The organism is Clostridium ragsdalei P11, assembly GCF_001675165.1.
Taxonomy (GTDB): Bacteria; Bacillota; Clostridia; order Clostridiales; family Clostridiaceae; genus Clostridium_B; species Clostridium_B ragsdalei.
In genome coordinates this window covers 67,994-91,801 of record NZ_LROS01000006.1, presented here as the reverse complement: position 1 = coordinate 91,801, position 23,808 = coordinate 67,994, and the positions used below count along the sequence as shown (strand labels likewise).

Sequence of the window (23,808 nt, the reverse complement as noted above, 5' to 3'; positions counted from 1 at the left end):
TGAATAGCAGTTATGATGCTCTTAAATGGTAAGATGGTAGAAGATGATAAAGTTTTTTTAGATACCGGCTTTTACTTTGGAAGAGGACTTTTTGAAACTATGCTTGTAAACAATGATCCACTTTTTCTTGAAAATCATTTATATAGGATAAATAAAGGTCTTTCTATTATAGGAATAGATAAAGAAATTACTGAAGACGAAGTTATGGATGCTGTTAACAAGCTTCAGTGTAATAATTGTGTGCTGAAGTTAGTAGTTACAGAGGAAAATACGTTGTTCAATACTAGAAAGAACAATTATACTGAGGAACAGTATAAAAGAGGTTTTAAAGTTAAAATAAGTTCTGTTAGGAGAAATGAATTTTCTCAGCTTACATACTTAAAATCTTTAAATTATTTAGAAAATATATTAGAACATGAAAAATGTATTGATGATGGATACAATGAGGTGCTGTTTTTTAATACGGAAGATAAACTATCAGAGGGCAGTGTATCTAATGTGTTTTTTACAAAGAATGAAAAAATATATACTCCATCTAAAAAGTGTGGATTACTTGAGGGTACAGTAAGAAAGTTTATAATAAATAACTTCGACGTTACTGAAGGTGAATTCAGTAAGGAGGATTTAATGTCAGCAGATAGTGTTTTTTTAACTAACAGCATTATGGGGATAATGAAAGTCTCTAGTATTTATAATAGAAGCTTCAATGAATGTAGTATTATTAAGAAAATAGAAAAAGTTTATCAAGAACAATTAAAAAAACATTAAATATAAAGTTCCTAAATGAAAAATATTCCTGCACATAAGTTGATTTTTAGCTGCAATATATGAGGGTTTCTAATTGAAATCATACTTAAAAACTTTTATAAATAGGTCTTAGCTTGGCATTTTAGAAAACCTTAGAAACTTAGATATGTTTGAGGTACGAGTTTATCTAAGTTCCTTTAGGTTTTCAAAATGCCAAGCTTTAGACTTATTAAAAGTTTTTATGATGATGAAATTTGTCATTATATGATATTGTATAAGTTGATTTTTCGTTTAGAAACTCTACAAAATTAATGAAATCTATAATATTGGGAAATATATTGTAAGAGAGGAGGCATAAGTATGGATAGAATAGGTGTCAATAACTTTATTTCCATTATTATAGGAATATTTTTAGTTTTAACCTGTTTTTTAATCTTTTATTTTTTCCAAAAGTATCTCTTTAGTAAATACAAAAATAAAGTAAAGAATATAGCAGATAAAGATGATGATTTAAGCTAGCCCCGTTTCTTTAAGATTAAAGCTGCAAAGAAAAGAAACATTTCTAATCCTGTCTCAACAAATGTAGCCATAAGAGGATATGAGTACAAACTAAAGGTTACTAGATCCAAGCTATTTTTGAAGGAAGTTATACCGATAACAAAAGAAAGTAGTATGGAAGGAAGGACCAGAGACTTATATGCATTTAGTCCTACAATTTGAGATATACCCACGCTAAAAGCCCATATCATACTTGCAGATGCTGTAATTGCTGCACCTATGATAATCATAAGCCAGATAGCTTCCACACGTTCAAAAAAATCACCTAAATGAACAAATCTTGTGAGTTCAAGGCTGACATTAATCATATTTCTAGCTTGTGGATAACTAAAAATTCCTATTGCACTGATAACAAGTGACAAAATGACGAAAGTACCTAAACTGACAGCAGTAAATTTTGCAATAAATCCGTTTTCTGGATGATTGCAAATGGGAATATACATGCCCATAATAATACATATTCCTATAAAGGATAGAATAAGAGGAGTACCTGTTAAAGCTGGGTATAGGCCAGCTTCTAGTTGTGGCTTAAGTCTATCTATTCTTACATCAGGAGTAAAAAACAAAAATAGTACAATACAACTAAATAAATAAAAGGGACCTAAAATTTCGCATACTCTTCCTAGTACTTCTATTCCTTTTAAAACAGCGTATCCAACCACAAGATAAGAGGAAATAAGAATTATTTCTACTGGAGTTTTTGGAAAAAATGCAGTATTAAGTATTATACTCAGTCCTCTTTGTAGTGCAGAAGATACGAGCAAGAAGAAAACAGGAAATAATATGCCTATAATTTTGCCTAACCTTTTCCCAAGAATAGTCATGCTGTACTGCACCATATTCTGACCTGGAAATCTTATGCCCATATAAGCATAGACAACAGCAAGGAGTACATCTAAAACCCAGGCTAAAATTACAGATAAACAGGCATCTCTTCTTGCTTGAAAAATTAGCAATCGAATTACGTGCAGTCCGGTAAAAGATGTAATTATACAAAAAAGCATCCATATAAATTGATTTGTAGTGATAACTTCTTTTCTATGCATATTTATTCACCTCAATCCGAAACTTATAACTTATTAAAAAATATTTTTCCAATAGGTTCAAGTAATTTTTCTATTAAATCTATGGGAGTTGCCATACCTAAATTTTTACTAGTTTGAAAACATAAAGCTATAATTAATAAAATCACAACACATGATAATTCTTTCCACATTTTTTTTTTAACTAGAGCTATTCCCTCAAGTGTTCCTATTAGTAACGATGAAATAATTACAATTGCAGTCATTTAGCATTTTCCTCCTTGTTTGTCATAACAGGATCTTTAATTATTCCTAAATTAGTTAAATTAATTTTAAAAGTAATGTCATATTTTACATTTGGAAATATTTGAGACCAATTTTTTTTTATACTAATCCATTCTTTTGGATTGTTGTTGTATATTTTGGTTGAAAAACCAATGAAGTCTGTATTTAAATCTTTTTGGGATTTATATATTAATTTATTTAAGTGACTTTTTAGTGTGGATTCAATATCATATTCAAGATTATTTATAGCTGTAGGGCTTATACTAATATTTTCTGCTTGCTCAATAAAAGCATTTCCCCTGCATTCAATTTCCATGTTAATGCCATTTTCCGTAATATGAGGAATTATCACGGCAGATTTTTTAAATACATCTATAGTTACGTTACCACTTATGCCTGATTTAATAGGAAAGATAACTTCATGACCCTTTGCATAATCAACCACCCACAAAAGGCTTTTAGATTCTTCACTTGTAAGTATTCCTATTAAATGATTATTTTTAAAAATGGCCATTTTTTCAACTACAATTTTGGCAGCAGTACTATCTTTTGATTTTTCTATATCGATTACAGGGGCAAAGGCCGATTTTGATTCATTTTTTGACTCTATAATAAAATTATTTATATTTACAGGTACAATAGGTCCATTTTTTTTAAATAAGCTCATCATGGTATTTATAGCACTTGAAGTTGCAGAGTCACCAAGTATTCCACTTTGTAAAATTTCTCCAGCTGATTTATTTGAAACAAATACCCAACTAGTACTTCGAATTTGACGATTTCTATTTAAATAATCCATTGCCTCAGAAACTCCTGATTCTGATTCACATAACTCTCTTGATAAAATGATTACCTTGGCATGTGAAAAGTCCAGTAATTGATGATTATTTTTTGAAAAGTTTTGCATTGCACTAAAAATAGAATGACCAGTGCTTACTTGAATAATGGATTTATTTTCTCTTTTAGATATAGAAGTATCACTTTTTGAATGGCTGGGATTAATAATTTCTAATGTTACAAGAAAAGTGTTATTACTGGATATTTTATCAATACCCATGCCACCCACAACATAAATTTCATTTAGTTCGCTCTTATCACTACTACAACCGTAAAGTGAAATTGAAAATATAAAGATTAAAATATAAAATAATGTTGATTTATACTTCATATTTTGTTATCCTTTCTCGTCTTTGCTGTTTTCTGATGATGATTTTTGCCGATGTAGATTATTAGCATTGGCAAAGTGAGGTCTGCATTTCATATAAGGCCAGGGAAATCTTATTAAAGTATCTTTCAAATCCTTTAAATTTAAGGGGGCTAGCGGAGAAAGATAATTTACACCAAAAGAACTTAATGATGATAGATGGATTAAAAGTATAATGATGCCTAATAAAATCCCATATAGCCCCAAAAATGCTCCTAAACACAGCATGGAAAAACGTAAAATACGAATGGCGTAGCCCATATCATAAGATGGAATGCTAAAAGAAGCTATAGCTGTAATTGCTATAACAATAACCATAATAGGAGAAGTAACCCCAGCTCTAACGGCTGCATCACCTATGACAAGGGCACCAACAATACCTACAGTTTGGTTAGCTGGTGAAGGAAGACGGATGCCTGCTTCTCTAAGTGCTTCAAAAGCTGTTTCCATTAACAGTGCTTCAATAAAAATAGGAAAAGGAACTCCATGGGCAGCTCCCATAATGCTAATAAGTAAAGGTGTAGGAATCATTTCTTTATGATATAAAATAATTGCAACAAAACATCCAGGAAGCAGCAGCGAAAGCACAAAGAAAATTAACCTTATGAAATGTACAAATATGGTAGTAGTATATCTTTCATAATAATCCTCACTAGTTTGCAAAAATTGAATTAAGGTAGCAGGAAGTATTAAAACACAAGGAGTGCCATCTACTAAGACAGCTACTCTACCTTCTAAAATTCCAGCGGCAACTCTATCTGGCCTTTCGCTGTGCTGAATTTGGGGAAACAATGTATAGTGAGTATCTTCTATCAGTTCTTCTATATAGCCGCTTTCTAAAATGGAATCTATGTTTATTTTTCCAATCCTTTCTTTTAATTCTTCAACAATATGGTTATCTACTATTCCTTGTAAATAGGAAATGCTTATTTTTGTCTGTGTTTGTTTTCCAATTATAAAATCTTCAACTTTTAACTCTGGAGATTTAATTTTTCTCCTGAGTTGTGAGATATTGATGGAAATATTTTGTGTAAATCCTTCATTTGGCCCTCTTATGATCTTTTCAACATCAGTTTCCGATACGTCTTTTTCTTTCCATCCAGGAGTTACCACTTCTAAAGCCATATCATCACCGTCTAATAGAAGTATAGTATTTCCATTTAGGAGAGCATTTGTAATTTGCCCAATAGTTGATACTTCACCTATTTTTGTAATTTGAAGAAAATATTTTTTAATTATTTCTACAGTATGATCACATTTTAAATCATTTTCAGTAACTTCTTTAATATTCATGATAGAAGGTAATATGCTTTCATTAATTGACCTTATATCTGAAAGTCCATTAAAAAAAATAAGTACGCAGGAACATTTCATTGAATGTATAACAAATTTATGGTAAACAACATCAGCACAATTTGAAAATAATTCATGCAATACGTTTAAATTATTTGAAAGAGATTTATTTAAGGGCAAATTATATCTATCATCAGATAACTTTTGCACATAAATAGGATCTGAAGTGTTTTTAGAATTAAAAAACTTCTTCACAATTAAAGATCACTCTCCTAGAAAAAATTATTTTATAATTTATCCGATGACTACCTGCTCTAATACTCCCACTTATCCAAGTGCGAGTAAAGAGTAGCTACGTCCCTGGATAACGATTTCTAAGCATCTCATGCCAAGAACTCTGTTTATGCTTATTCTCTGCATTACAGGTAAAAATATTCAATTTTCATTTTTGTACTTTTACAAAAAAATATTAATATATTATAATTATACACAGGTATATTTTAAATAAATAATAAAAATATTAGCATATTTTTATTAAATATACATTAAATTATAAAAGAGGGATAGAAAATATGATTGTTACCTGTAGAAATATATTGAATTTACCAGGACTTGAAAAAATGAAAGTTGTAGCTGGAAAGGGAGGTTTAGACAGGGGAATTACCTGGGCACATGTAATAGAAGTCCCTGATGTTAGTGATTTTGTAAAAGGAGGAGAACTTTTATTTATTACTGGTATAGCAATAGGAAATAATTCAGAAGTTCTCCTTAAATTTATTAAAGATATTACCTCTAGAAATTTATCTGGTCTTGTTATAAATATAGGTCCTTATATAAAAGAGACACCTAAAGAAGTTATAGATTTTGCAAATACTGCAGATTTTCCTATATTTGAGTTACCTTTTGAGGTTAAATTGATAGATGTAACTCAAACTATCTGTAGGGCTATTTTTGCACGAAATGCACATAAGGAATCTGTGAATAATTTTATGCGAGAAGTGATTTTTGAAGATATAAATATTGATGAGGAAATGTTGGACAGGGCAATTTTATATGGATACAAAAGAGAAAAGAAATATTGCAGCTTGGTAGTTGATATTGACAACTTTAGTTCTTATATAAAGAAAAAAAATATAGTTGATGAAGAGATTATAGCAAATATAAAAAACCGTGTACAAGATATAGTAGAATACGTTTTAGATGAAAATAATAAAAAATATTTTTATGCAGTTCAAAGTGATGCATTTTATTTTATGGTATGTTCCAGTGTAGAAAATATAGACAGGATTGCAGAATCTATACGAAAGGAAATATCAAAGAGAATGTGTGATATTACTGTAAGCATAGGAATAGGAGATGATTGCAGTGATCTAGAAGATTTTAAATATGTAATACTAGAGGCAATGAAAGCATTAAAGTTATCTAAGATTTTTAGAAAGAAAAATTGTGTTATAAGGTATAAAAGCTTAGGCATATTTAGGCTTTTTTTTGATATAGAAACTAATGCAGAGATGAAAAAACTATTTGATGAAAGTTTACTTAAACTTAAAATGTATGATGAAAAAAACTCCTCTGTGTTAGTAAAAACATTAATTGCATATTTAAAGGAGAATAGAAACTTGGGTAAAACTGCAGAAAAACTTTACATCCATAGAAATACTATAAAATATAGGATAAACAGAATAGAGGAAATATTAAACTGTGATTTGAAGGATGATGAAGCTGTCTTTAATATTATGCTTTGCATAAAAATTGGGGTGTTTTTAAGATTGATTTAAATTCAATTTCTATATGTTGAACAAAAATTTATCCATATATTTGTTTATAGTGGACATACTAATTAAGTTGAAAATATGGTAAATTGTATACATTAAATTTAATAAATAGTTAAATAAACAGCACTTAAATTAACAAATTACAAATTAACTAAGCAAGGTGATGGAATTATGGATTATTCAGTTTTTCAAAGTCCCAAGAAAATAATGTATGGAAAAAATACCGCAAATTTCATTGGAAATGAAGCAGCGGTGTTTGGAAATAAGGCAATGATAGTTACAGGAAAACATTCATCAAAAAAGACAGGTGCATTAGATAAAGTTTACTATAGTTTAAAAGATCAGGGAATAGATCCTGTTATATTTAATAAAGTAGAATCAGATCCTAGTGTTTTTACTGTAAGGGAAGGAGTGAAAGTAGGAAAAGAAGAAAAAGTAGATTTTATAGTTGCCTTAGGTGGAGGAAGTGCTATGGATGCAGCCAAAGCCATAAGTATGGTTATAGGAAATGGAGGGGATATTTTAGATTATGAAAAAGTTCAGCCTAAAACTTATGGAATACCTATTATAGCAGTTCCTACTACAGCAGGAACTGGAAGTGAAGTTAGTAAGTTTTCTATAATAACAGATACTGAAAGAAAGATAAAGATGCTTATTTCAAGTAACTTTATAATACCTGAAATAGCAATTTTAGATCCACTTTTGACTATGATGATGCCGCCTCAAGTTACGGCAGCTACAGGGATGGATGCTTTCACTCATGCAATTGAGGCATATATTTCAAAGGCTGCACAGCCAATGTCAGATACATTTGCAATAAAGGCAATAAATGTTATAAGCAGTAATATTTCACGGTCAGTGCTTAAAGGTGATATTGAAGCCAGAGAAAAAATGTTGCTTGGACAGATGTATGCAGGACTTGCTTTTAGCAATGCATCTACAGCACTTGTTCATTCAATGTCAAGACCTTTAGGAGCTTACTATAAAGTTCCCCATGGAATGGCAAATGCAATTTTGCTTACAGAGGTTATGAAATTTAATAGAGCTTCTTGTGCTGAAAGATTTAAAGTTATAGCGGAAGCTATGGGAGAAAATGTAGAAGGAAAATCTGTAAGAGAGGCAAGCTTGATTGCAGTAGATACTATAAGGTCTATTTTCTTGGAAACAGGACTTCCAGTATCACTTAAAGAAGTTGGTGTAGACAAAGACAATTTTAGAAAGATGGCAGAAGATGCTATGGAAAGCAAAACTACAGCTCTTAATCCGAGAAAACCTACACTAGAGCAGTTAGTAGAAATATATGAAAAGATATATTAAGGAGGAATTCAAATGGCAGTTTTAGAAGATACTGAGTTAGATTTAGAGGTTGATCAAATTAGAGAGTATGATAAAAGGTACAACTTGCATTCCTGGAGTGCACAGAAAAATCTAAAGCCCCTTGTAATTACAAAGGCCGAAGGAATTTATTTTTGGGACAGTGATGGAAAAAAGTATTTTGATATGTCCTCTCAATTAGTTAATGTAAATGTAGGACATGGAAATAAAAAGATAATAGAAGCTATAAAAAGGCAGGCAGAAAAAATGCCATTTATGGGACCTGGATATGCTGTAGATGTAAGGGCAAAATTGGCTGCTAGGGTAATAGAAAAGGCACCAGATAATATGGCTAAAGTATTCTTTACATTAGGAGGATCAGATTCCAATGAAAATGCTATAAAAATAGCCAAGATGGTTACTGGAAGATTTAAGATATTTTCGAGATATCGTTCTTACCATGGAGCAAGTTTTGGAGCTGCAAATTTAAGTGGAGAGCCAAGAAGATATACTTGTGAACCTGGAATACCTGGATTTGTAAAGTTCTTTGATCCTTATATTTACAGAGAAAAAGTAAGATTTGAAAGTGAAAAAGAAGCTGCAAAATTTTATTTAAGCAAACTTAGAGAGCAGCTTATATATGAGGGTACGGATAAAGTAGCAGCTATTGTTGTTGAAAGTGTAACTGGCAGCAATGGTGTAATCATACCACCTGAAGGTTATCTCCAAGGAATAAGAAATCTATGTGATGAATTTGGAATAGTTATGGTTTGTGATGAAGTTATGGCTGGATGGGGAAGAACTGGAGAATGGTTTGCCTGCAATAATTGGGATGTAAAACCAGATATTATCACATTTGCAAAAGGAATTACCTGTGGATATGTACCTCTTGGAGGAGTAATTGTGAGTGAGAAAATAGCGAAGTTTTTTGATGATAATGTACTTATGTGTGGACTAACATACAATGCACATCCACTAGCTTGTGCTGCAGGCTGCGCAACATTAGATGTATATGATGAAGAAAATCTAATAGAAAATTCTAAGAAGATGGGGGTAATTTTAGGACAAAAATTAGAGGAAATAAAGAAAAAGCATTCGAGTGTAGGAGATGTTAGATATATAGGATTGTTTTCAGCAGTAGAACTGGTAAAAGATAGAGAAACTAGAGAGGCTCTAGTGCCTTATGGAAAAGATCCAGATGGAATAATGTCAAAGATAGTTGGGATGTTAAAAGAGGCAGGATTTTCAACTTATTCTCATGAGAGCTGCTTGATGGTAGCACCTCCACTTATTATAAATAAAGAAGAATTGGAAGAAGCTATGGATATTTTTGATAAGGTTATGTATTCCATAGATGAATTTGTAAAAAAATTAAAAAAATAAGCGTCCCTTTTCTGCAAAAATAGGACACTCAAAATTAATTAACCAATTATATTATAAACCAATTAAAAAAAATGTAAAGGAGATATTGATTATGGAAGTAAAAGATATGAAAAAAGTTAGTTGTGATAAAGAAAGAATGGAAGATAAAATCACTACTTTTAGTAAATTTGGTGCTACAGGACATGGTGGAATAACAAGGTTATCTCTATCAGAAGCGGCTCTTCAAGCAAGAGCAGAGTTCACAAAGAGAATGAAATCACTAGGTGCAGATATTGTAACAGATGATATGGGAAATATGTATGCTACTTTCAAAGGACTGGAAGATCTACCCCATATTGCAATGGGATCTCATTGTGATTCAGTAGTACAAGGTGGAAATTATGATGGAATTTTAGGAGTAATGACTGCAATGGAAGCAGCTGAAACTATAGCTAGGGAAAACATTCCTCACCGCCATCCAATTACGGTTATGATATGGACTAACGAAGAAGGAGCACGTTTTGATCCTGCTATGATGTCATCTGGTGTTGTTACTGGTAAGTTTGATAAAGAAAAGATGCTGGCATCAAAGGACCCAGAAGGCGTAACTTTTGGTGAAGCTTTGGATGCAAGTGGATATAAGGGTGATGAAAAAAAGAGAATAAATCCTAAAGACTATATGGCTCTTCTAGAACTGCATATTGAACAGGGACCAGTGCTTGAAGCTGCCAAAAAGGATATTGGAGTTGTAGAAGGCGTTGTTGGAATGGTTAACTATGAATTCGAATTTATAGGTCAAGCTGGACATGCAGGAACTGTTCCACAAAAATTAAGAAAGGATGCTCTTTTGGCAGCTTCTGAAGGCATTTTATATCTTCACAAGGAACTGGATAAACTTGATGGCAAGTTAGTTTATACTACTGGAAGAATTAACTGCTCACCAAATGTTCATACAATTATACCAGATGATGTTAAATTTACTTTGGATGCAAGACATCAAGATCCAAAAGTAGTACAGCAGGTAGTTGATATAATTAAGAACATTCCATCTGAACTTGCAAGCTGCAAAGTTAGCTATGAGGAGTTGTGGGCACGTAAAACTGTCAGTTTTAATAAAGAATTAGTAAATCTGGTTGAAAAAAATGCAAATCTTTATGGATACTCCAATATGAGAATGTACAGCGGTCCTGGACATGATTCTCAATTTGCAGCTGATATGCTTCCTGTAACTATGATATTTGTTCCAAGTATTGGGGGACACAGCCACTGTGAAATAGAAAAAACTCCTCTGGATAATTGTGTAAAAGGTGCCAATGTACTGCTTCAAACTATACTAGACATCGATAAGATGTAAATTTGATTATAAGTCTATTAAAAGAAAGAGGGGATCTATATGGAACAGCCAGTAGAAAAAGAAATATATGAATTAGATCAATCCGACACAACTGTTACGGAAAGTAAACTGTACAATGGCGATAACGCACCAGTTCCAGTTAAGGAAAGAACCTGGAATACCTATAATTTCACTGCTCTCTGGATTGGAATGGCTCACTGTATACCTACCTATATGTTAGCAGGAAGCTTGATATCACTGGGAATGAGCTGGAAGCAGGCATTGTTTACAATTACTCTTGGAAATCTGATAGTTTTAGTACCAATTTTATTGAATGCCCATCCAGGTACTAAATATGGAATTAACTTTCCAGTGTTTTCAAGGTTATCCTTTGGGGTATTTGGCGCAAATATACCTGCAATTTTAAGGGCAGTTGTTGCCTGCGGGTGGTTTGGAATAAATACTTATATAGGTGGAAGTGCATTGAATGTATTGTTTTCAGCTATAATTCCAGGATGGAAAACTCTTGGGGGAAGTTTTCAAATAGCAGGACTTAGTTTGCCGTCTGGTATAACATTTATGATATTCTGGGGCCTTGAGATGTTTGTTATATTTAAAGGCATGGAGCAGCTGAAAAGATTTGAAAACTGGGCAGCTCCTCTGGTTATGGTTTTAGCTCTTATTTTGATGGCTTGGTCAGTTAAATCTGCTCATGGCTTTGGACCACTTTTAAGTTCAACGGGGAAATTGCATACTATGAATGACTTTATGAAAGTATTTCCTGCTTCACTTACCAGTATGGTAGGATTTTGGGCAACACTGTCTTTGAATATACCAGATTTCACAAGATATGCAAAAGGGCAAAAAGAACAGTTAATAGGACAATCTTTAGGACTTCCTATAACTATGACAGTATTTTCCGCTATGGGTATAATAATAACTTCTGCTACTGCAGTAATATTTGGCAAAAGCATGTGGAGCCCGGTAGATATAATATCAAAATTTTCAAATCCTTTTGCAATGTTAGTTGGTTTCTTTGGTATAGTAGTTGCTTCTCTTTCTGTTAATATTGCTGCAAACATTGTTTCACCAGCAAATGATTTTTCAAATGTAGCACCGAAACATATAAGTTTTAAAATGGGTGGACTTATTACAGGTATTATAGGAATACTCATAATGCCATGGAAGCTTTTAGCAGATCCTAGTGGATATGTGTATACATGGCTTGATACTTATTCTGGAATACTTGGACCTGTAGCTGCAATAATCATATGTGACTACTGGCTTATAAAAAAGACTAAGGTAAATCTTAAAGATCTGTATCTTATAAAAGGGTTATACACTTATAAGAAAGGTTTCAATCCAAAAGCAATTATTGCACTTGTTTTAGGAATTTTTGCAGCTCTTATAGGTAAAATAGTTCCCAGCTTGAGCGGAATAGTAAATTATGCTTGGTTTGTAGGCTTTGGAGTTTCATTTGCTGTTTATTATTTATTAAGTGCAGGATCTAAAAATTCAGGTAAAATTAATAGCCAACCTGAAGAACTTGAAGAACAAAGCTTTTAGATTATTTTATGAGGTGATAATTATGGATTTGATTATAAAAAACGGAGTTATAATAACGGCTAAAGACACTTATAAAGCAGATATAGGTATAAAGAATGGAAAAATTGTAGCCATAGGAAAAGAAATTGAGGATAGTGGAGAAGAGATAATAGATGCAGAAGGAAAATATGTATTACCAGGGGCAATAGATGCACATACACATCTTGAAATGCCATTTGGGGGCACCATATCTGCAGATAGCTATGAGGCAGGAACGAGAGCTGCTGCCTGTGGAGGTACAACGACAGTTTTTGATTTTGCACTGCAGCAGAAAGGTCACGGCATAATTCAAACGGCTAGAGAAAGAGATGAACTCTGTGCACCACAAGCTTGTGTTGATTATGCATTTCACGTAGTTATATCTGATTTGAGACCAGAAATTTTAGATGAATTTCAAGCTGCAGTAGATTACGGACTGCCCAGCTTTAAAGTGTATATGGTATATAAAAAGGAAGGACTTATGGCAGATGATGGAGTACTTTGCCAGGTGCTTGAAAAATCCAAAGAAACAGGAGCACTTATTTCAGTGCATGCAGAAAACCCGGATTTAATAGACATAAGAACGGAGAAATATCTGAAAGAAGGAAAAACTTCTGCTTGGTATCACTATATGTCAAGACCTGAATTTGTAGAGGCAGAGGCAGATAAGAGGGCAATACACTGGGCAAAGTCACTAAATGCTCCCCTTTATATAGTACATCTTGCAAACAAAGAAGGCATGGAAGAAGTAAAGAAAGCAAAAGATGAAGGCTATGAAATATATGCAGAAACTTGTCCTCAATATTTATATTTTACAAGTGAAGTTTACAAGAGAGAAGACGGCAGAAATTTTGTATGTTCCCCACCAATGAAAGGAAAAGAAAGTTTAGATGCCCTGTGGGAAGGCATAAAAACAGGTGATATTTCTACCATAGCTACAGATCATTGTCCATTTCAAAGCTCTGAAAAAGATTGGGGAAAAGATGATTTTACAAAGATACCAAATGGATGTATGGGCATAGAAAATATGTATCCATATATGTTGAATGAGGCAAATAAAGGAATAATTTCCTTTAACAAGGCAGTAGAAGTTTGCAGTGCAAACCCTGCAAAGATATTTGGATGTGATAATCAAAAGGGTAGTATTGTAGTAGGAAAAGATGCTGATATTGTAATCTATGATCCTAAAAAGGAATTTACAATTTCAAAGGATAATATGCATTCTGATGTAGATTATACCATATGGGAAGGAGTTAAATTGAAAGGATATCCAGTTATGACTTTATCAAGAGGAAAGCTTGTATTTAAAGATGGAGAATTTGTAGGAAAACCTGGTTGGGGAAAATTCTTAAAGAGAAAGATAAAGAGGTAATTAGGCATTTTCTTTCAAATGCCCTAATAGGAGGACTTAATATGGAAAAGAAAAATGATATGAGATTTAGTCAGATAATAGAAGAAGTTTCTAGATGTCTTTTATGTTATGATCCACCTTGCAGCAAAGCATGCCCGGGAGGAAAAAATGCAGCAGACATTATAATGTCTCTAAGATTTAAAAATTATAAAGGAGCGTGTCATAAGTTTATGGATGACTTAGATAAATCTGGTGAATGTGGTCTTGCATGCAATAATAAGATGTATTGTCAGAGAAATTGTATAAGGGGAAAAATAGATAGGCCCATAAAGATAAGGATGATACACAAATTTCTTCATGAAGAGAGCTTAAAAGTGGAGGAGGTAATTTAAAATGAGGGACCTTTCTATAGAGTTTTGTGGTATAAAGTGCGAAAATCCATTTTTCTTGTCCTCTTCTGTAATCAGCAATAACTTTGAAATGTGCGCTAAAGCCCTAAACATGGGCTGGGCTGGTGTGGTATTTAAGACTATAGGTTTTTATGTTGCAGATGAGGTATCTCCTAGGTTTGATGTAATAGCCAAAGAGAATACTCCTTTTATAGGATTTAAAAATTTGGAGCAGATATCAGAGCATCCTTTAGAATATAATCTGGAATGTATAAGTAAATTGAAGAGAAAATTTAAAGATAAAGTTATTGTTGCATCCATTATGGGAGAAAATGAACAGCAGTGGACTACACTCGCAGAGTTAGTTACAAAAGCAGGAGCAGATATAATTGAATGTAACTTTTCATGTCCTCAGATGGCTGAAGAATCTATGGGTTCAGATGTAGGTCAAAATCCTGAACTTGTAGAGAAATACTGCAGATCTGTAAGAAGAGGAACTTCACTTCCTGTACTTGCTAAGATGACTCCCAATATAGGAAATATGGTAATCCCTGCAGCAGCTTCAATACATGGTGGCGCAGATGGAATAGCTGCTATAAACACTGTAAAAAGTATAACCAGGATTGATTTGGATAAGTTTTCACCTTATCCAATAATAAATGGTAAATCAGCTATATCTGGATACTCAGGAAAGGCAATCAAGCCTATAGCTCTTAGATTTATAAGTGACCTGGCTAAGAGTGAAAAGCTAAAAGGAATTCCTATAAGTGGAATAGGTGGAATAGAAACTTGGGAAGATGCAGTAGAATTTTTACTGCTAGGAGCATCTAATATTCAAATTACTACAGCTGTTATGCAATATGGATATAGAATAATAAGGGATTTGATAAGTGGATTGTCCTATTATATGGAAGACAAAAAATTTGAAAAAGTAGAAGACTTAGTGGGACTGGCAGTTAAAAATGTAGTGAATGCAGACGAACTTGAAAGGGATTATATAATTTATCCTGAATTTAGAGATCACAATTGTGTTGGATGTGGAAGATGTTATATATCTTGTTTTGATGGAGGGCATCAAGCTATAAAATGGAACTATGAATTTAGAAAACCACAGCTTATTGAAGATAAATGCGAGGGATGTCATTTATGTGCAAATGTATGTCCTACTGGAGATATACTAAGTGGTAAGAAAGTAATTAAAACTATAAAAAAAGTTAAGCAATTAGCTTAGAAATTTAAATAAGTAAGACTATGAGTATGTTAGCTTATAGCCTTATCTTATTTGCAAGAGTTACAGGGCAATTTAATAGTATTATATATTTTTATTATTTTTTCATTCAACATTTTATCAACTAAATCAATGTAATCTCCATCGTATTTTATACTATTATTTAATAGTAATACAGAAATACCGTGTACCACACTCCACATAGTTAATATATCTAAAGATAGATCCTTTTCTTCTGTAGTATTTTTATATACAGATTTTAGGTAATTAATGGCACTTGCTTTAAATACTTGAAAGGCTCCACCTTCATAGGATGAAGTATTATCTTTGCTTATATTTACAGGTTTACTAAAATCGCTTAAGAAAATAAATTTAAAATAATCTGGATTTTCAATCATAAATTTTACATATTGTTTTCCGAGTTCAACAAGTTGTTTTTTTGGATCGGAAGGATATTTGTTTACAATTTCATTCAAAGAGTTTTCAAAGCTTTTTGATACTTCCATAATGATTGCAGAAATGAGTTCATCTTTATTTTTAAAATGTTTATAGGGTGCGGTATGGCTCACGCTGCACATTTTAGCTACTTTTCTTAAAGAAAAATCTTCATATCCACTATTGTTTAGAAGTTCAATTCCCTTTTTTATCATTTCTTCTTTCAAATTGCCATGATGATATTTTTCTTTATCCAACGTTATCTTCCTTTCAAATTGATATATTTAAGGTAATTATAACCTTTGCAGATCATATAGGCAATGTTGTATTAAACATTGCCTGTAAAAGTTAAACATATGAGTAAAGCATTTAATCCTATTATTACACAGGTTATAATCCATCCCACAGTTTTTGTAAGAGGCTTATTGGCAAGGTGCCCCATAAGATCTTTTCGACTGGTTATAAGCAGCATAGGTATTATTGCAAGGGGGAGGGCAAAGCTTAATGCAACCTGGCTTAGCACTAAAGCTTTCATTGGATTCATTCCGAGACATATAATAACCATTGCAGGTGTCATAGTTATAAGTCTTCTAACATTAAGTGGTATATTTAAATTCACAAAACCTTTCATAATAGTCTGTCCTGCTAATGTTCCTACTGCAGATGAAGACAATCCAGATGCAATTAAGGCTATGCCAAAAATTCCACTGGATAAGGAACCTACTAGTGGTTCTAGAGATTTATGTGCCTGTTCGATGGAGTCTACAGCCATTCCATTTTTATAAAATACTGCAGCTGAAACTATTAACATTGCTGCATTTACGATAAATGCAATGTTCATGGCAATTATTATATCAATTCTCTCCATTTTTAAGTGACCAAGTTTAGTTTTTATGCTGTCATTTTTATGATTACGACTTTGAACCAATTGAGAATGCAGATATATAACGTGGGGCATAACAGTAGCTCCTAGCATACTTACAGCTATCAATACAGCACTTCCGTTTGGCAGTATGGGAACAAGGGTATGTATCCCAACAGATGTCCAATCAGGTTTAGCTATAAATAATTCCATAGAATATGCAATGCATATAACAGTTACCAATGTGGTGATTATTGCTTCTATTATCTTTTGACCATATTTCTCCATATATACAATAATATAAGTTGCTAATCCAGTGAGAAGGCCTGCATAAATCATAGGAATCTTAAATAGTAGATACAATCCAAGGGTGCCGCCTAGAAATTCTGCTAAATCTGTTGCCATAGCAGCAAGTTCGGCACAAATCCATAAAAACCAATTGGTTTTTTTTGAAAAAATCATTCCACACATTTCAGGTAGGTTGTGTCCTGTGGCAATGCCTAGCTTTGCAGACATGGACTGGAGGAAGATGGCCATTATATTGCTCCACAGGATTACCCATAGGAGAGTATAGTTAAATTGGGAGCCAGCACTTATATTTGTAGCAAAATTTCCAGGATCTATATAAGCCACGCTTACTATAAAAGCAGGCCCTAAAAATTTGGATAATTCACGACTTTTTCTAAGTATTCCTCTATTTTTCTTTAATACATTTAACTCGTTTTCCATATTCTAAAATTACCTTCTTTATAAAAAATTTGTTAGTCTAGGCTAAAGTTCTTTCACTACTGTAAAATATGTAATGTAGGTTAAAAGTGTTACTGATGCACATGGGAAATAGGGTTATTTAGTAACTAGGACTTAACGTTTTTAACAAACTGTTATGGTATAGATAACATATAGTTAACTTGCAAAATGTATACTTTTTTTGAAGTCAAATTAATGAGGTGTGTTAAATGAGCATAGAGAATGAACTTGAGAAAATATTAGCAGAAAAAAGTATCAATACTGTTTTTCAGCCTATCGTTTCTTTGAAAAATGGTTTTGTTATAGGATATGAAGCACTTAGCCGCGGACCTGAAGGTTCACCTTTGTATTTTCCAGATAAACTTTTTTCGGCTGCAGAAAAGTATAATAAAACATGGGAACTTGAATTTTTGTGTAGGGTAAAAGCCATTGAAAAGGCAAATTCAATTGATAAAAATAAGTTACTATTTATAAATGTAGATCCTAAAATATTTAGAGATGAAAGATTTAAAAGTGGGTTTACAAAGGATTTTTTAGAGAAACACAATATGTCTCCAGACTTAATTATTTTTGAAATTACGGAGAAAACTGCTATAGAAGATTATAAAAGTTTTAAAACTGCTCTTGAAAATTATACTAATCAGGGATATAAAATTGCAATTGATGATACAGGGGCAGGTTATTCAGGACTTAAAACTTTAATGGAAACAAAACCTCATTATATTAAAATTGATATTTCTCTCATAAAAAATGTAGATAAAGATTTATTTAAACAGGAACTTATGAAAACATTTGTAACTTTAGCCAGATCTACTAATATGAAACTTATTGCAGAAGGAATTGAAACGGAAGAAGAACTTTTAACCTTAATTAAAATAGGTGTTTGTGCTGGACAGGGATATTTTCTTCAAAGACCAGCAGGAACATTTTTAGATATTCCTCAAAATGTAAGAGAAAAAATAGCTGATTATAATAAAATATCTGATAACAAAGTTAAATTTGAAAAAAGTTATATTGGAGATATTGCCCAAGAAAATAAAACATTTTTGGTATCAACTAAAAGTGAAAATATAAAAAAATTTTTTGAACAATCAAGTGTTACAGGAGTATGTATAGTAAATGAAGATTTTCCAACGGGTTTAATTATGAAACACAATCTTGATTCTATGCTTGCTACAAAATATGGAATCTCAGTGTTCTTAAAAAGACCTATATCCTTAATTATGGATTGTTCACCTCTTATAGTAGACTATTATGATTCTATAAGTGAAGTATCAAAAACTGCAATGACAAGAGAAAATAGTAAGATTTATGATTATGTAATAGTTACAAAGAATAGCAAATATTGTGGAATTGTAACAGTTAAATGCTTACTTGAATATACAGTGGAATTTGAAAAAAATTATGCAAAAAATCTCAATCCTTTGACTGGACTACCGGGTAATGCTATTATAAATAAAACTCTTAAAGATATGATTGGCTATAAAAATAATTTTTTACTTCTTTATGCTGATTTAAATAATTTTAAAGTATATAATGATACCTATGGTTTTGAAAATGGAGATAAGGTGTTAAAATTTACTTCAATTTTTTTAGAAAATAAAATTAAGGAGTCTTTTCCATACAATAGTTTTATAGGACATTTAGGAGGAGATGACTTTGTGTGCATAATAGAAGATACTGCTGCTAAATGTTATAAATTATGTGAAGAGATGATCCAGGAATTTGATTTGAAAATACTTAATTTTTTTAATGAAAGAGATAAAGAAAATAATTACATAGAATCTTTTGATCGAAAAGGTAATAAAGATATTTTTCCACTTACATCAATTGCATTTGGAGGAATGTATGGAAATGTCAATAGATTTAAAGATGTAGATGAAATTGGTGAATATATGAGCACTTTAAAAAAACAGGCCAAAAGAAATAAGAATAGGAGCGGCTATGTAATTGATGAAGTTTATTAAAATGAGTTCAATTATATTGCAAATTAAATACTAGTATGATACACTGAATAAGTATTAGTGATAACTGATGCTTAGATTTGATTGGATGAACAACATATCTCTTTTAGAAATATATTTGTGAATCGTTTTAGATCTTGATTTTTGGAAAAGGAGGTATGTTTAAATGGCAGATAAAACTATAGTTTGCAAAGACTGTGGAGAAGAATTCGTATTCACTGAAGGCGAACAAGAATTTTATAAAGAAAAAGGTTTTGAAAATGAACCTCAGAGATGTCCTGATTGTAGAAGAAAAAGAAAACAACAGAACAACAGAGGATTCAGAAGATAATAAAGTGTTTATTAAAGCCCTATAGTTTTATGCTATAGGGCTTTTAAAAGTTTAGATGATTTTTACGGAAAGGAAATTGGAAATGACAAACGACAATGTTTGGACTAATAAAAGTACTATGTATCAATATATAAAACAGTATTTACAAATGATGATAGGGTGTATAATAGTAGCCTTTGGATTTAATCTATTTTTAAAGCCCAATGAAATAGCTTCTGGGGGGACGGTTGGAATATCTATATTAGTACAGCATGTATTTAATGTAGAGCCTGCCATTACACAATGGTGTGCAAATATTCCACTGATTTTTGTAGGACTATTTTTTATGGGGAAAAAATTTGCAACGAGAACTGTATTTGGTTCTTTGGTTTTACCTTTATGCATACTTTTTACAACACATTTTCATGCTTTGACATTAAATCCTCTTTTAGGTGCTATATATGGGGGAGTACTATCAGGTATAGGACTTGGCTTAGTTTTTAAAAGTGATGGATCTACAGGAGGAACTTCAATAATAGCTAGTATTGCCAATAAATATACGGCCTTGAGCATAGGAAACTCTCAAGGATTAATAGATGGCTCTGTAATTATTGCTGCTGGTTTTGTATTTGGTGCAGAAAAGGCACTTTATGCGATTATATCCATATATATAACTAGTAAGGCTATTGATTTAATGCAGTTAGGATTTAGTGGATCAAAAGTTGCCTTTGTAATTTCTGATAAATCACAACTAATTAAAAAAGCTGTATTAGAGGATTTAAACAGAGGTGTTACCGTGCTGTCTGGCTTTGGTGGTTATACTGAGGAAAAACGTACAGTTTTAATGGTGGTTATGGATCAATCAGAATTGAACAGATTTAAAACTTTCATAAAAAATATCGATAAAGACTCATTTATAATAATAAGTGATACCCATGAAGTTTTAGGGCAGGGATTTAAATTATATAGTGGAGTTAAGAACAAAAAAATATGAGTAATGATTTGGTAAATAGACGTGATATCAAGTGATTCTTAGACTAAGGTGGGGTTTGCTTATGAGAAATACCTCTCTCCATCTGAGTCTTAGAAGAACTTATCCAGGGGTGTATCAGCCGTTATCTCCCACCTAAAGAGGATGGGAGTGTTACGGATGGTAGCCATCGGATAAATTTATAGTTAATTATTTTCAAAGTTTATAATACAAAACTGTAGAAAATATGTAAACTGTAGTATATAATAATTAATAATTGACAACGGTTTTTTGTAGATTAATATGTTAAAATAGAAATAGGTATGGATAAATTTTAAGATAGAGGCGAGAAATTTGATAGATATAAAAACTGAAAAAGAAATAGGATATATGGCTGCAGCAGGGAAGATACTAGCATCGTGTCACAAAGAAATTAGAAAAATGATTAAGCCAGGTATAACTACTATGGAAATAGATGCTTTTACGGAGAAATATTTAAAAGAAAATGGGGCAACCCCTGAGCAAAAAGGTTATATGGGTTTTCCATATGCTACCTGTGCTTCAGTAAATGATGAGATATGTCATGGATTTCCAAGCAACAAACCTTTAAAAGAGGGGGACATTGTAACTATAGATATGGTTGTAAATTTAAATGGATGGTTGGCTGATTCTGCATGGTCCTATGCAGTAGGAAATATATCTAAGGAAGCCGAGGACCTTATGAAGGTTACAAAAGAATGTCTTTACAGAGGTATAAAGAAAGCTGTTGTTGGAAATAGAATAGGTGACATAGGACACGAAATACAAAGCTATGCAGAGCCACTAGGATATTCAGTAGTAAGAGATTATACAGGACATGGCATAGGAAAAGTAATGCATGACGATGTATGTGTACCACATTATGGTAAGCCGGGAAGAGGACTTAAACTTAGAGAGGGTATGGTAATTACTATAGAACCTATGATAGATATAGGTACTTATTCAACTGTAGTAGATAGTAATGATTGGACAGCACGTACTGCAGATGGAAGTCTTTCAGCACAGTATGAACATACTCTTGCTATAACGAAAAATGGACCTATTATTTTAACTGATCAAGACAGCATTTAAAAAGTAGAAATGAAGCAGCCGTGGATAAGTATCAGCAGTACATGACATTATTCACGGCTATATATTTTTAATAATTAGAAAATAGTGGAACTCAAATTAATTCACAATTTGCAATTCACAGTTTTAGTAGGTTTTTCTTCACTAATGTTGTGAAAAATCTAAAAACTAGTTAGTATGAATATTAAATTTTTAGATTTTTTGTGACAACAGAAAATCATCGTTTCTTGTGAATTGAATATTTCATATTATGAATTATGTTATGATTTACTATATATGATAAATGACATATATAGATTGACATAATAGCCCGTAGGGCTTATTTTTATACGTTAATATATAAATTTGAAAGGAAGGTATTTATGGTAAAAAGTGATATGTCAAAGTTATCTAAAAATGATGAAGTAAAACAAAAATATCTAGGAAATAAAGGCCTTATAATTCTTATTTCCTTATTAAGTGCATTTGTGCCTTTATCTACGGATCTTTATCTTCCAGCCCTGCCTATGATGTCTGAATATTTCCATGTATCGCAGGTTGTTACTAACCTTACGCTCATAATGTTTTTTGTATTTTTTAGCATAGGCATGCTTGTTTTTGGACCTTTAAGTGATAAATACGGACGTAAACCAGTACTTATTATGGGCCTTGTATTTTATTCAATAGGAAGTGTAATGTGTGTATTTGCTCCAAATATGACCTTTTTAATATTTTCTAGAATTATTCAAGCTGTTGGAGGAAGTGCAGCTAGTGCAGTGGCTACAGCTATTGTTAAAGATGTTTACAGTGGCAAAAAACGTGAATCGGTTTTATCTATTGTTCAATCTATGACAGTAATTTCTCCAGCTGTAGCCCCAGTTTTAGGTTCATGGATTTTAAAAGTGACTTCATGGAGAGAAATATTCGTAGGTCTTACCCTCATAGGATTAGCATCTCTAGTAGGATCTATATTGCTAAATGAAACTTTAACAAATTACAATAAAGGTACAGTAATGCAGACATTAGGAAGGTTAGGCGTAGTACTTAAAAATCCAGGATTTTTTTCTATGTTAATTATATTTTCTGTAGTAAATATAGCATGTATGGCCTTTATATCTGCCTCATCTTATATATATCAAGATGGTTTTAAACTTACAAGCGAAGTGTACAGTTATTATTTTACTTTAAATGCAGTGGGAATGTTATTTGGTCCGTTTCTTTATCTTAAGCTTGTAGGTCGTTTTAAACGTGAATCTATCATTGATATTTGCTTTATTGTAATGATAGCTAGCGGTATATTAATTTGTATATTTGACAATAGCAAACCTTGGGTATTTGCATTAGCTCTCTTGCCTTCTACTATAGCATCATGCTGCATGCGTCCGCCAAGTACTAATTTGATGCTTGAGCAGCAGCAGGAAGATACAGGTTCAGCATCCTCACTTATAGGTGGATTTGCAATGATTATGGGAAGTGTAGGCATGGTTATTGTTTCATTTAATTGGTCCAATCAAGTTTTTGTAATAGGGGCTGTAAATGCTGTAATAGGACTAATTTGTGGAGTTGCATGGAAACTAGCTTATAAAAAACCATATATAAGACATTTCTCTGAAATAGATATGGAACATTATGATGTAGCAAAATAAAGATATTTTCTAAATAAAAATGAGTTTATACTCCGGATATTTTTTACAATCACAAGTACGATTAAATACTTTGATAAGTCTAAGCAGAAAATTTATAAAAACATAAGGCCTTTTGAAAACTCATACCTCAGACAATTCAAAAGGCCTAAGTTTTTTATAAATTTTCCACTAAGACTTATATACAAAGTTTTTAAATGTACTTGTTTATTGTAAAAATATGCCTGCGTATAAGCCTATTTTAAGTTATAGAATCTGTATTTGAGTATAAATTAAAACAGTTGTCATACTATGTTAAGCATAAAATTTAAATTATTACATATATGTTTATTTTTCAAAGTGACAC

Annotated in this window: 21 protein-coding genes; 15 read left to right on the top strand and 6 right to left on the bottom strand. The window is 32.0% G+C overall.

All coding sequences use genetic code 11. From position 1 onward, the window contains the following. Positions 1–12 precede the first annotated feature (12 nt). Together CLRAG_RS03185 and CLRAG_RS20380 are read left to right on the top strand one after the other, a co-directional pair. The gene (locus tag CLRAG_RS03185) at positions 13–768 is read left to right on the top strand and encodes an aminotransferase class IV (RefSeq protein WP_065077042.1); all 756 of its coding nucleotides are present in this window, start codon (positions 13–15) and stop codon (positions 766–768) included. 339 nt (positions 769–1,107) lie between these two features. Continuing rightward, a complete protein-coding gene (locus CLRAG_RS20380) occupies positions 1,108–1,266 on the top strand; it encodes a hypothetical protein (RefSeq protein WP_154104925.1) in 159 nt (52 codons plus the stop codon). On the opposite strand, the gene CLRAG_RS03180 is transcribed toward CLRAG_RS20380, so the two are convergent. Genes CLRAG_RS03180 through CLRAG_RS03165 form a run of 4 tightly spaced genes read right to left on the bottom strand, consistent with a single transcriptional unit; the run spans position 1,263 to position 5,364 of the window. Further along, positions 1,263–2,351 (bottom strand): GerAB/ArcD/ProY family transporter, encoded by a 1,089-nt coding sequence (locus tag CLRAG_RS03180; protein WP_065077041.1) that lies wholly within the window; start codon positions 2,349–2,351, stop codon positions 1,263–1,265. The genes CLRAG_RS20380 and CLRAG_RS03180 overlap by 4 nt on opposite strands. Positions 2,352–2,374: 23 nt before the next feature. After that, the gene (locus tag CLRAG_RS03175; RefSeq protein ID WP_065077040.1) at positions 2,375–2,593 is read right to left on the bottom strand and encodes a hypothetical protein; all 219 of its coding nucleotides are present in this window, start codon (positions 2,591–2,593) and stop codon (positions 2,375–2,377) included. Then, on the bottom strand, positions 2,590–3,780 hold the full coding sequence (locus tag CLRAG_RS03170; protein ID WP_065077039.1) for a Ger(x)C family spore germination protein: 1,191 nt from the start codon (positions 3,778–3,780) through the stop codon (positions 2,590–2,592). Before CLRAG_RS03170 ends, CLRAG_RS03175 begins: the two co-directional genes overlap by 4 nt. Before the next feature lie 6 nt (positions 3,781–3,786). Further along, positions 3,787–5,364 (bottom strand): spore germination protein, encoded by a 1,578-nt coding sequence (locus CLRAG_RS03165; RefSeq protein ID WP_065077038.1) that lies wholly within the window; start codon positions 5,362–5,364, stop codon positions 3,787–3,789. A 317-nt stretch (positions 5,365–5,681) separates the two neighbouring features. Between CLRAG_RS03165 and CLRAG_RS03160 the strand changes: the two genes are divergently transcribed. The 8 genes from CLRAG_RS03160 to preA all read left to right on the top strand — a co-directional run bounded on the left by CLRAG_RS03160 (position 5,682) and on the right by preA (position 15,448). Beyond that, complete coding sequence (locus tag CLRAG_RS03160) at positions 5,682–6,887, top strand: PucR family transcriptional regulator (protein ID WP_065077037.1); 1,206 nt, start codon at positions 5,682–5,684, stop codon at positions 6,885–6,887. A 168-nt stretch (positions 6,888–7,055) separates the two neighbouring features. After that, positions 7,056–8,201, top strand: coding sequence for an iron-containing alcohol dehydrogenase (locus CLRAG_RS03155; RefSeq protein WP_065077036.1), 1,146 nt, complete (start codon positions 7,056–7,058; stop codon positions 8,199–8,201). A 12-nt stretch (positions 8,202–8,213) separates the two neighbouring features. Further along, positions 8,214–9,581 carry an aminotransferase class III-fold pyridoxal phosphate-dependent enzyme gene (locus CLRAG_RS03150; RefSeq protein ID WP_065077035.1) on the top strand — a complete coding sequence of 456 codons (1,368 nt, stop codon included), beginning with the start codon at positions 8,214–8,216 and terminating at the stop codon, positions 9,579–9,581. A gap of 106 nt (positions 9,582–9,687) precedes the next feature. Further along, positions 9,688–10,914 (top strand): Zn-dependent hydrolase, encoded by a 1,227-nt coding sequence (locus CLRAG_RS03145; RefSeq protein WP_065077063.1) that lies wholly within the window; start codon positions 9,688–9,690, stop codon positions 10,912–10,914. 39 nt (positions 10,915–10,953) lie between these two features. Further along, complete coding sequence (locus tag CLRAG_RS03140) at positions 10,954–12,459, top strand: NCS1 family nucleobase:cation symporter-1 (RefSeq protein ID WP_065077034.1); 1,506 nt, start codon at positions 10,954–10,956, stop codon at positions 12,457–12,459. 22 nt (positions 12,460–12,481) lie between these two features. After that, the gene (gene hydA, locus CLRAG_RS03135; RefSeq protein WP_065077033.1) at positions 12,482–13,849 is read left to right on the top strand and encodes a dihydropyrimidinase; all 1,368 of its coding nucleotides are present in this window, start codon (positions 12,482–12,484) and stop codon (positions 13,847–13,849) included. 41 nt (positions 13,850–13,890) lie between these two features. Continuing rightward, positions 13,891–14,220 (top strand): hypothetical protein, encoded by a 330-nt coding sequence (locus CLRAG_RS03130; RefSeq protein ID WP_065077062.1) that lies wholly within the window; start codon positions 13,891–13,893, stop codon positions 14,218–14,220. 1 nt (position 14,221) lies between these two features. After that, positions 14,222–15,448 carry an NAD-dependent dihydropyrimidine dehydrogenase subunit PreA gene (gene preA, locus CLRAG_RS03125; protein ID WP_065077032.1) on the top strand — a complete coding sequence of 409 codons (1,227 nt, stop codon included), beginning with the start codon at positions 14,222–14,224 and terminating at the stop codon, positions 15,446–15,448. A 47-nt stretch (positions 15,449–15,495) separates the two neighbouring features. On the opposite strand, the gene CLRAG_RS03120 is transcribed toward preA, so the two are convergent. Both CLRAG_RS03120 and CLRAG_RS03115 read right to left on the bottom strand, forming a co-directional pair. Beyond that, complete coding sequence (locus CLRAG_RS03120) at positions 15,496–16,137, bottom strand: TetR/AcrR family transcriptional regulator (RefSeq protein ID WP_065077031.1); 642 nt, start codon at positions 16,135–16,137, stop codon at positions 15,496–15,498. Positions 16,138–16,208: 71 nt separating this feature from the next. Further along, on the bottom strand, positions 16,209–17,471 hold the full coding sequence (locus CLRAG_RS03115; RefSeq protein ID WP_065077030.1) for an Nramp family divalent metal transporter: 1,263 nt from the start codon (positions 17,469–17,471) through the stop codon (positions 16,209–16,211). Positions 17,472–17,698: 227 nt separating this feature from the next. On the opposite strand from CLRAG_RS03115, the gene CLRAG_RS03110 reads away from it, so the two are divergent. The 5 genes from CLRAG_RS03110 (at position 17,699) to CLRAG_RS03090 (ending at position 23,465) form a co-directional block, all read left to right on the top strand. After that, positions 17,699–19,456, top strand: coding sequence for a GGDEF domain-containing protein (locus CLRAG_RS03110; protein ID WP_065077029.1), 1,758 nt, complete (start codon positions 17,699–17,701; stop codon positions 19,454–19,456). Between the two features lie 163 nt (positions 19,457–19,619). After that, complete coding sequence (locus CLRAG_RS03105) at positions 19,620–19,784, top strand: zinc-ribbon domain-containing protein (RefSeq protein ID WP_013240204.1); 165 nt, start codon at positions 19,620–19,622, stop codon at positions 19,782–19,784. Positions 19,785–19,866: 82 nt separating this feature from the next. After that, a complete protein-coding gene (locus CLRAG_RS03100; RefSeq protein WP_065077028.1) occupies positions 19,867–20,757 on the top strand; it encodes a YitT family protein in 891 nt (296 codons plus the stop codon). A 330-nt stretch (positions 20,758–21,087) separates the two neighbouring features. Next, complete coding sequence (gene map / locus CLRAG_RS03095) at positions 21,088–21,843, top strand: type I methionyl aminopeptidase (RefSeq protein ID WP_065077027.1); 756 nt, start codon at positions 21,088–21,090, stop codon at positions 21,841–21,843. Positions 21,844–22,202: 359 nt separating this feature from the next. After that, on the top strand, positions 22,203–23,465 hold the full coding sequence (locus CLRAG_RS03090) for a multidrug effflux MFS transporter (RefSeq protein ID WP_065077026.1): 1,263 nt from the start codon (positions 22,203–22,205) through the stop codon (positions 23,463–23,465). The last annotated feature ends 343 nt before the right edge of the window (positions 23,466–23,808 follow it).

Excerpts from the sequence above, each read along its gene's own strand:
- CLRAG_RS03185 (WP_065077042.1), top strand. The coding sequence starts at position 13 with ATGATGCTCTTAAATGGTAAGATGGTAGAAGATGATAAAGTTTTTTTA.
- CLRAG_RS20380 (WP_154104925.1), top strand. The coding sequence starts at position 1,108 with ATGGATAGAATAGGTGTCAATAACTTTATTTCCATTATTATAGGAATA.
- CLRAG_RS03180 (WP_065077041.1), bottom strand. The coding sequence starts at position 2,351 with ATGCATAGAAAAGAAGTTATCACTACAAATCAATTTATATGGATGCTT.
- CLRAG_RS03175 (WP_065077040.1), bottom strand. The coding sequence starts at position 2,593 with ATGACTGCAATTGTAATTATTTCATCGTTACTAATAGGAACACTTGAG.
- CLRAG_RS03170 (WP_065077039.1), bottom strand. The coding sequence starts at position 3,780 with ATGAAGTATAAATCAACATTATTTTATATTTTAATCTTTATATTTTCA.
- CLRAG_RS03160 (WP_065077037.1), top strand. The coding sequence starts at position 5,682 with ATGATTGTTACCTGTAGAAATATATTGAATTTACCAGGACTTGAAAAA.
- CLRAG_RS03155 (WP_065077036.1), top strand. The coding sequence starts at position 7,056 with ATGGATTATTCAGTTTTTCAAAGTCCCAAGAAAATAATGTATGGAAAA.
- CLRAG_RS03150 (WP_065077035.1), top strand. The coding sequence starts at position 8,214 with ATGGCAGTTTTAGAAGATACTGAGTTAGATTTAGAGGTTGATCAAATT.
- CLRAG_RS03145 (WP_065077063.1), top strand. The coding sequence starts at position 9,688 with ATGAAAAAAGTTAGTTGTGATAAAGAAAGAATGGAAGATAAAATCACT.
- CLRAG_RS03140 (WP_065077034.1), top strand. The coding sequence starts at position 10,954 with ATGGAACAGCCAGTAGAAAAAGAAATATATGAATTAGATCAATCCGAC.
- hydA (WP_065077033.1), top strand. The coding sequence starts at position 12,482 with ATGGATTTGATTATAAAAAACGGAGTTATAATAACGGCTAAAGACACT.
- CLRAG_RS03130 (WP_065077062.1), top strand. The coding sequence starts at position 13,891 with ATGGAAAAGAAAAATGATATGAGATTTAGTCAGATAATAGAAGAAGTT.
- preA (WP_065077032.1), top strand. The coding sequence starts at position 14,222 with ATGAGGGACCTTTCTATAGAGTTTTGTGGTATAAAGTGCGAAAATCCA.
- CLRAG_RS03115 (WP_065077030.1), bottom strand. The coding sequence starts at position 17,471 with ATGGAAAACGAGTTAAATGTATTAAAGAAAAATAGAGGAATACTTAGA.
- CLRAG_RS03110 (WP_065077029.1), top strand. The coding sequence starts at position 17,699 with ATGAGCATAGAGAATGAACTTGAGAAAATATTAGCAGAAAAAAGTATC.
- CLRAG_RS03105 (WP_013240204.1), top strand. The coding sequence starts at position 19,620 with ATGGCAGATAAAACTATAGTTTGCAAAGACTGTGGAGAAGAATTCGTA.
- CLRAG_RS03100 (WP_065077028.1), top strand. The coding sequence starts at position 19,867 with ATGACAAACGACAATGTTTGGACTAATAAAAGTACTATGTATCAATAT.
- CLRAG_RS03090 (WP_065077026.1), top strand. The coding sequence starts at position 22,203 with ATGGTAAAAAGTGATATGTCAAAGTTATCTAAAAATGATGAAGTAAAA.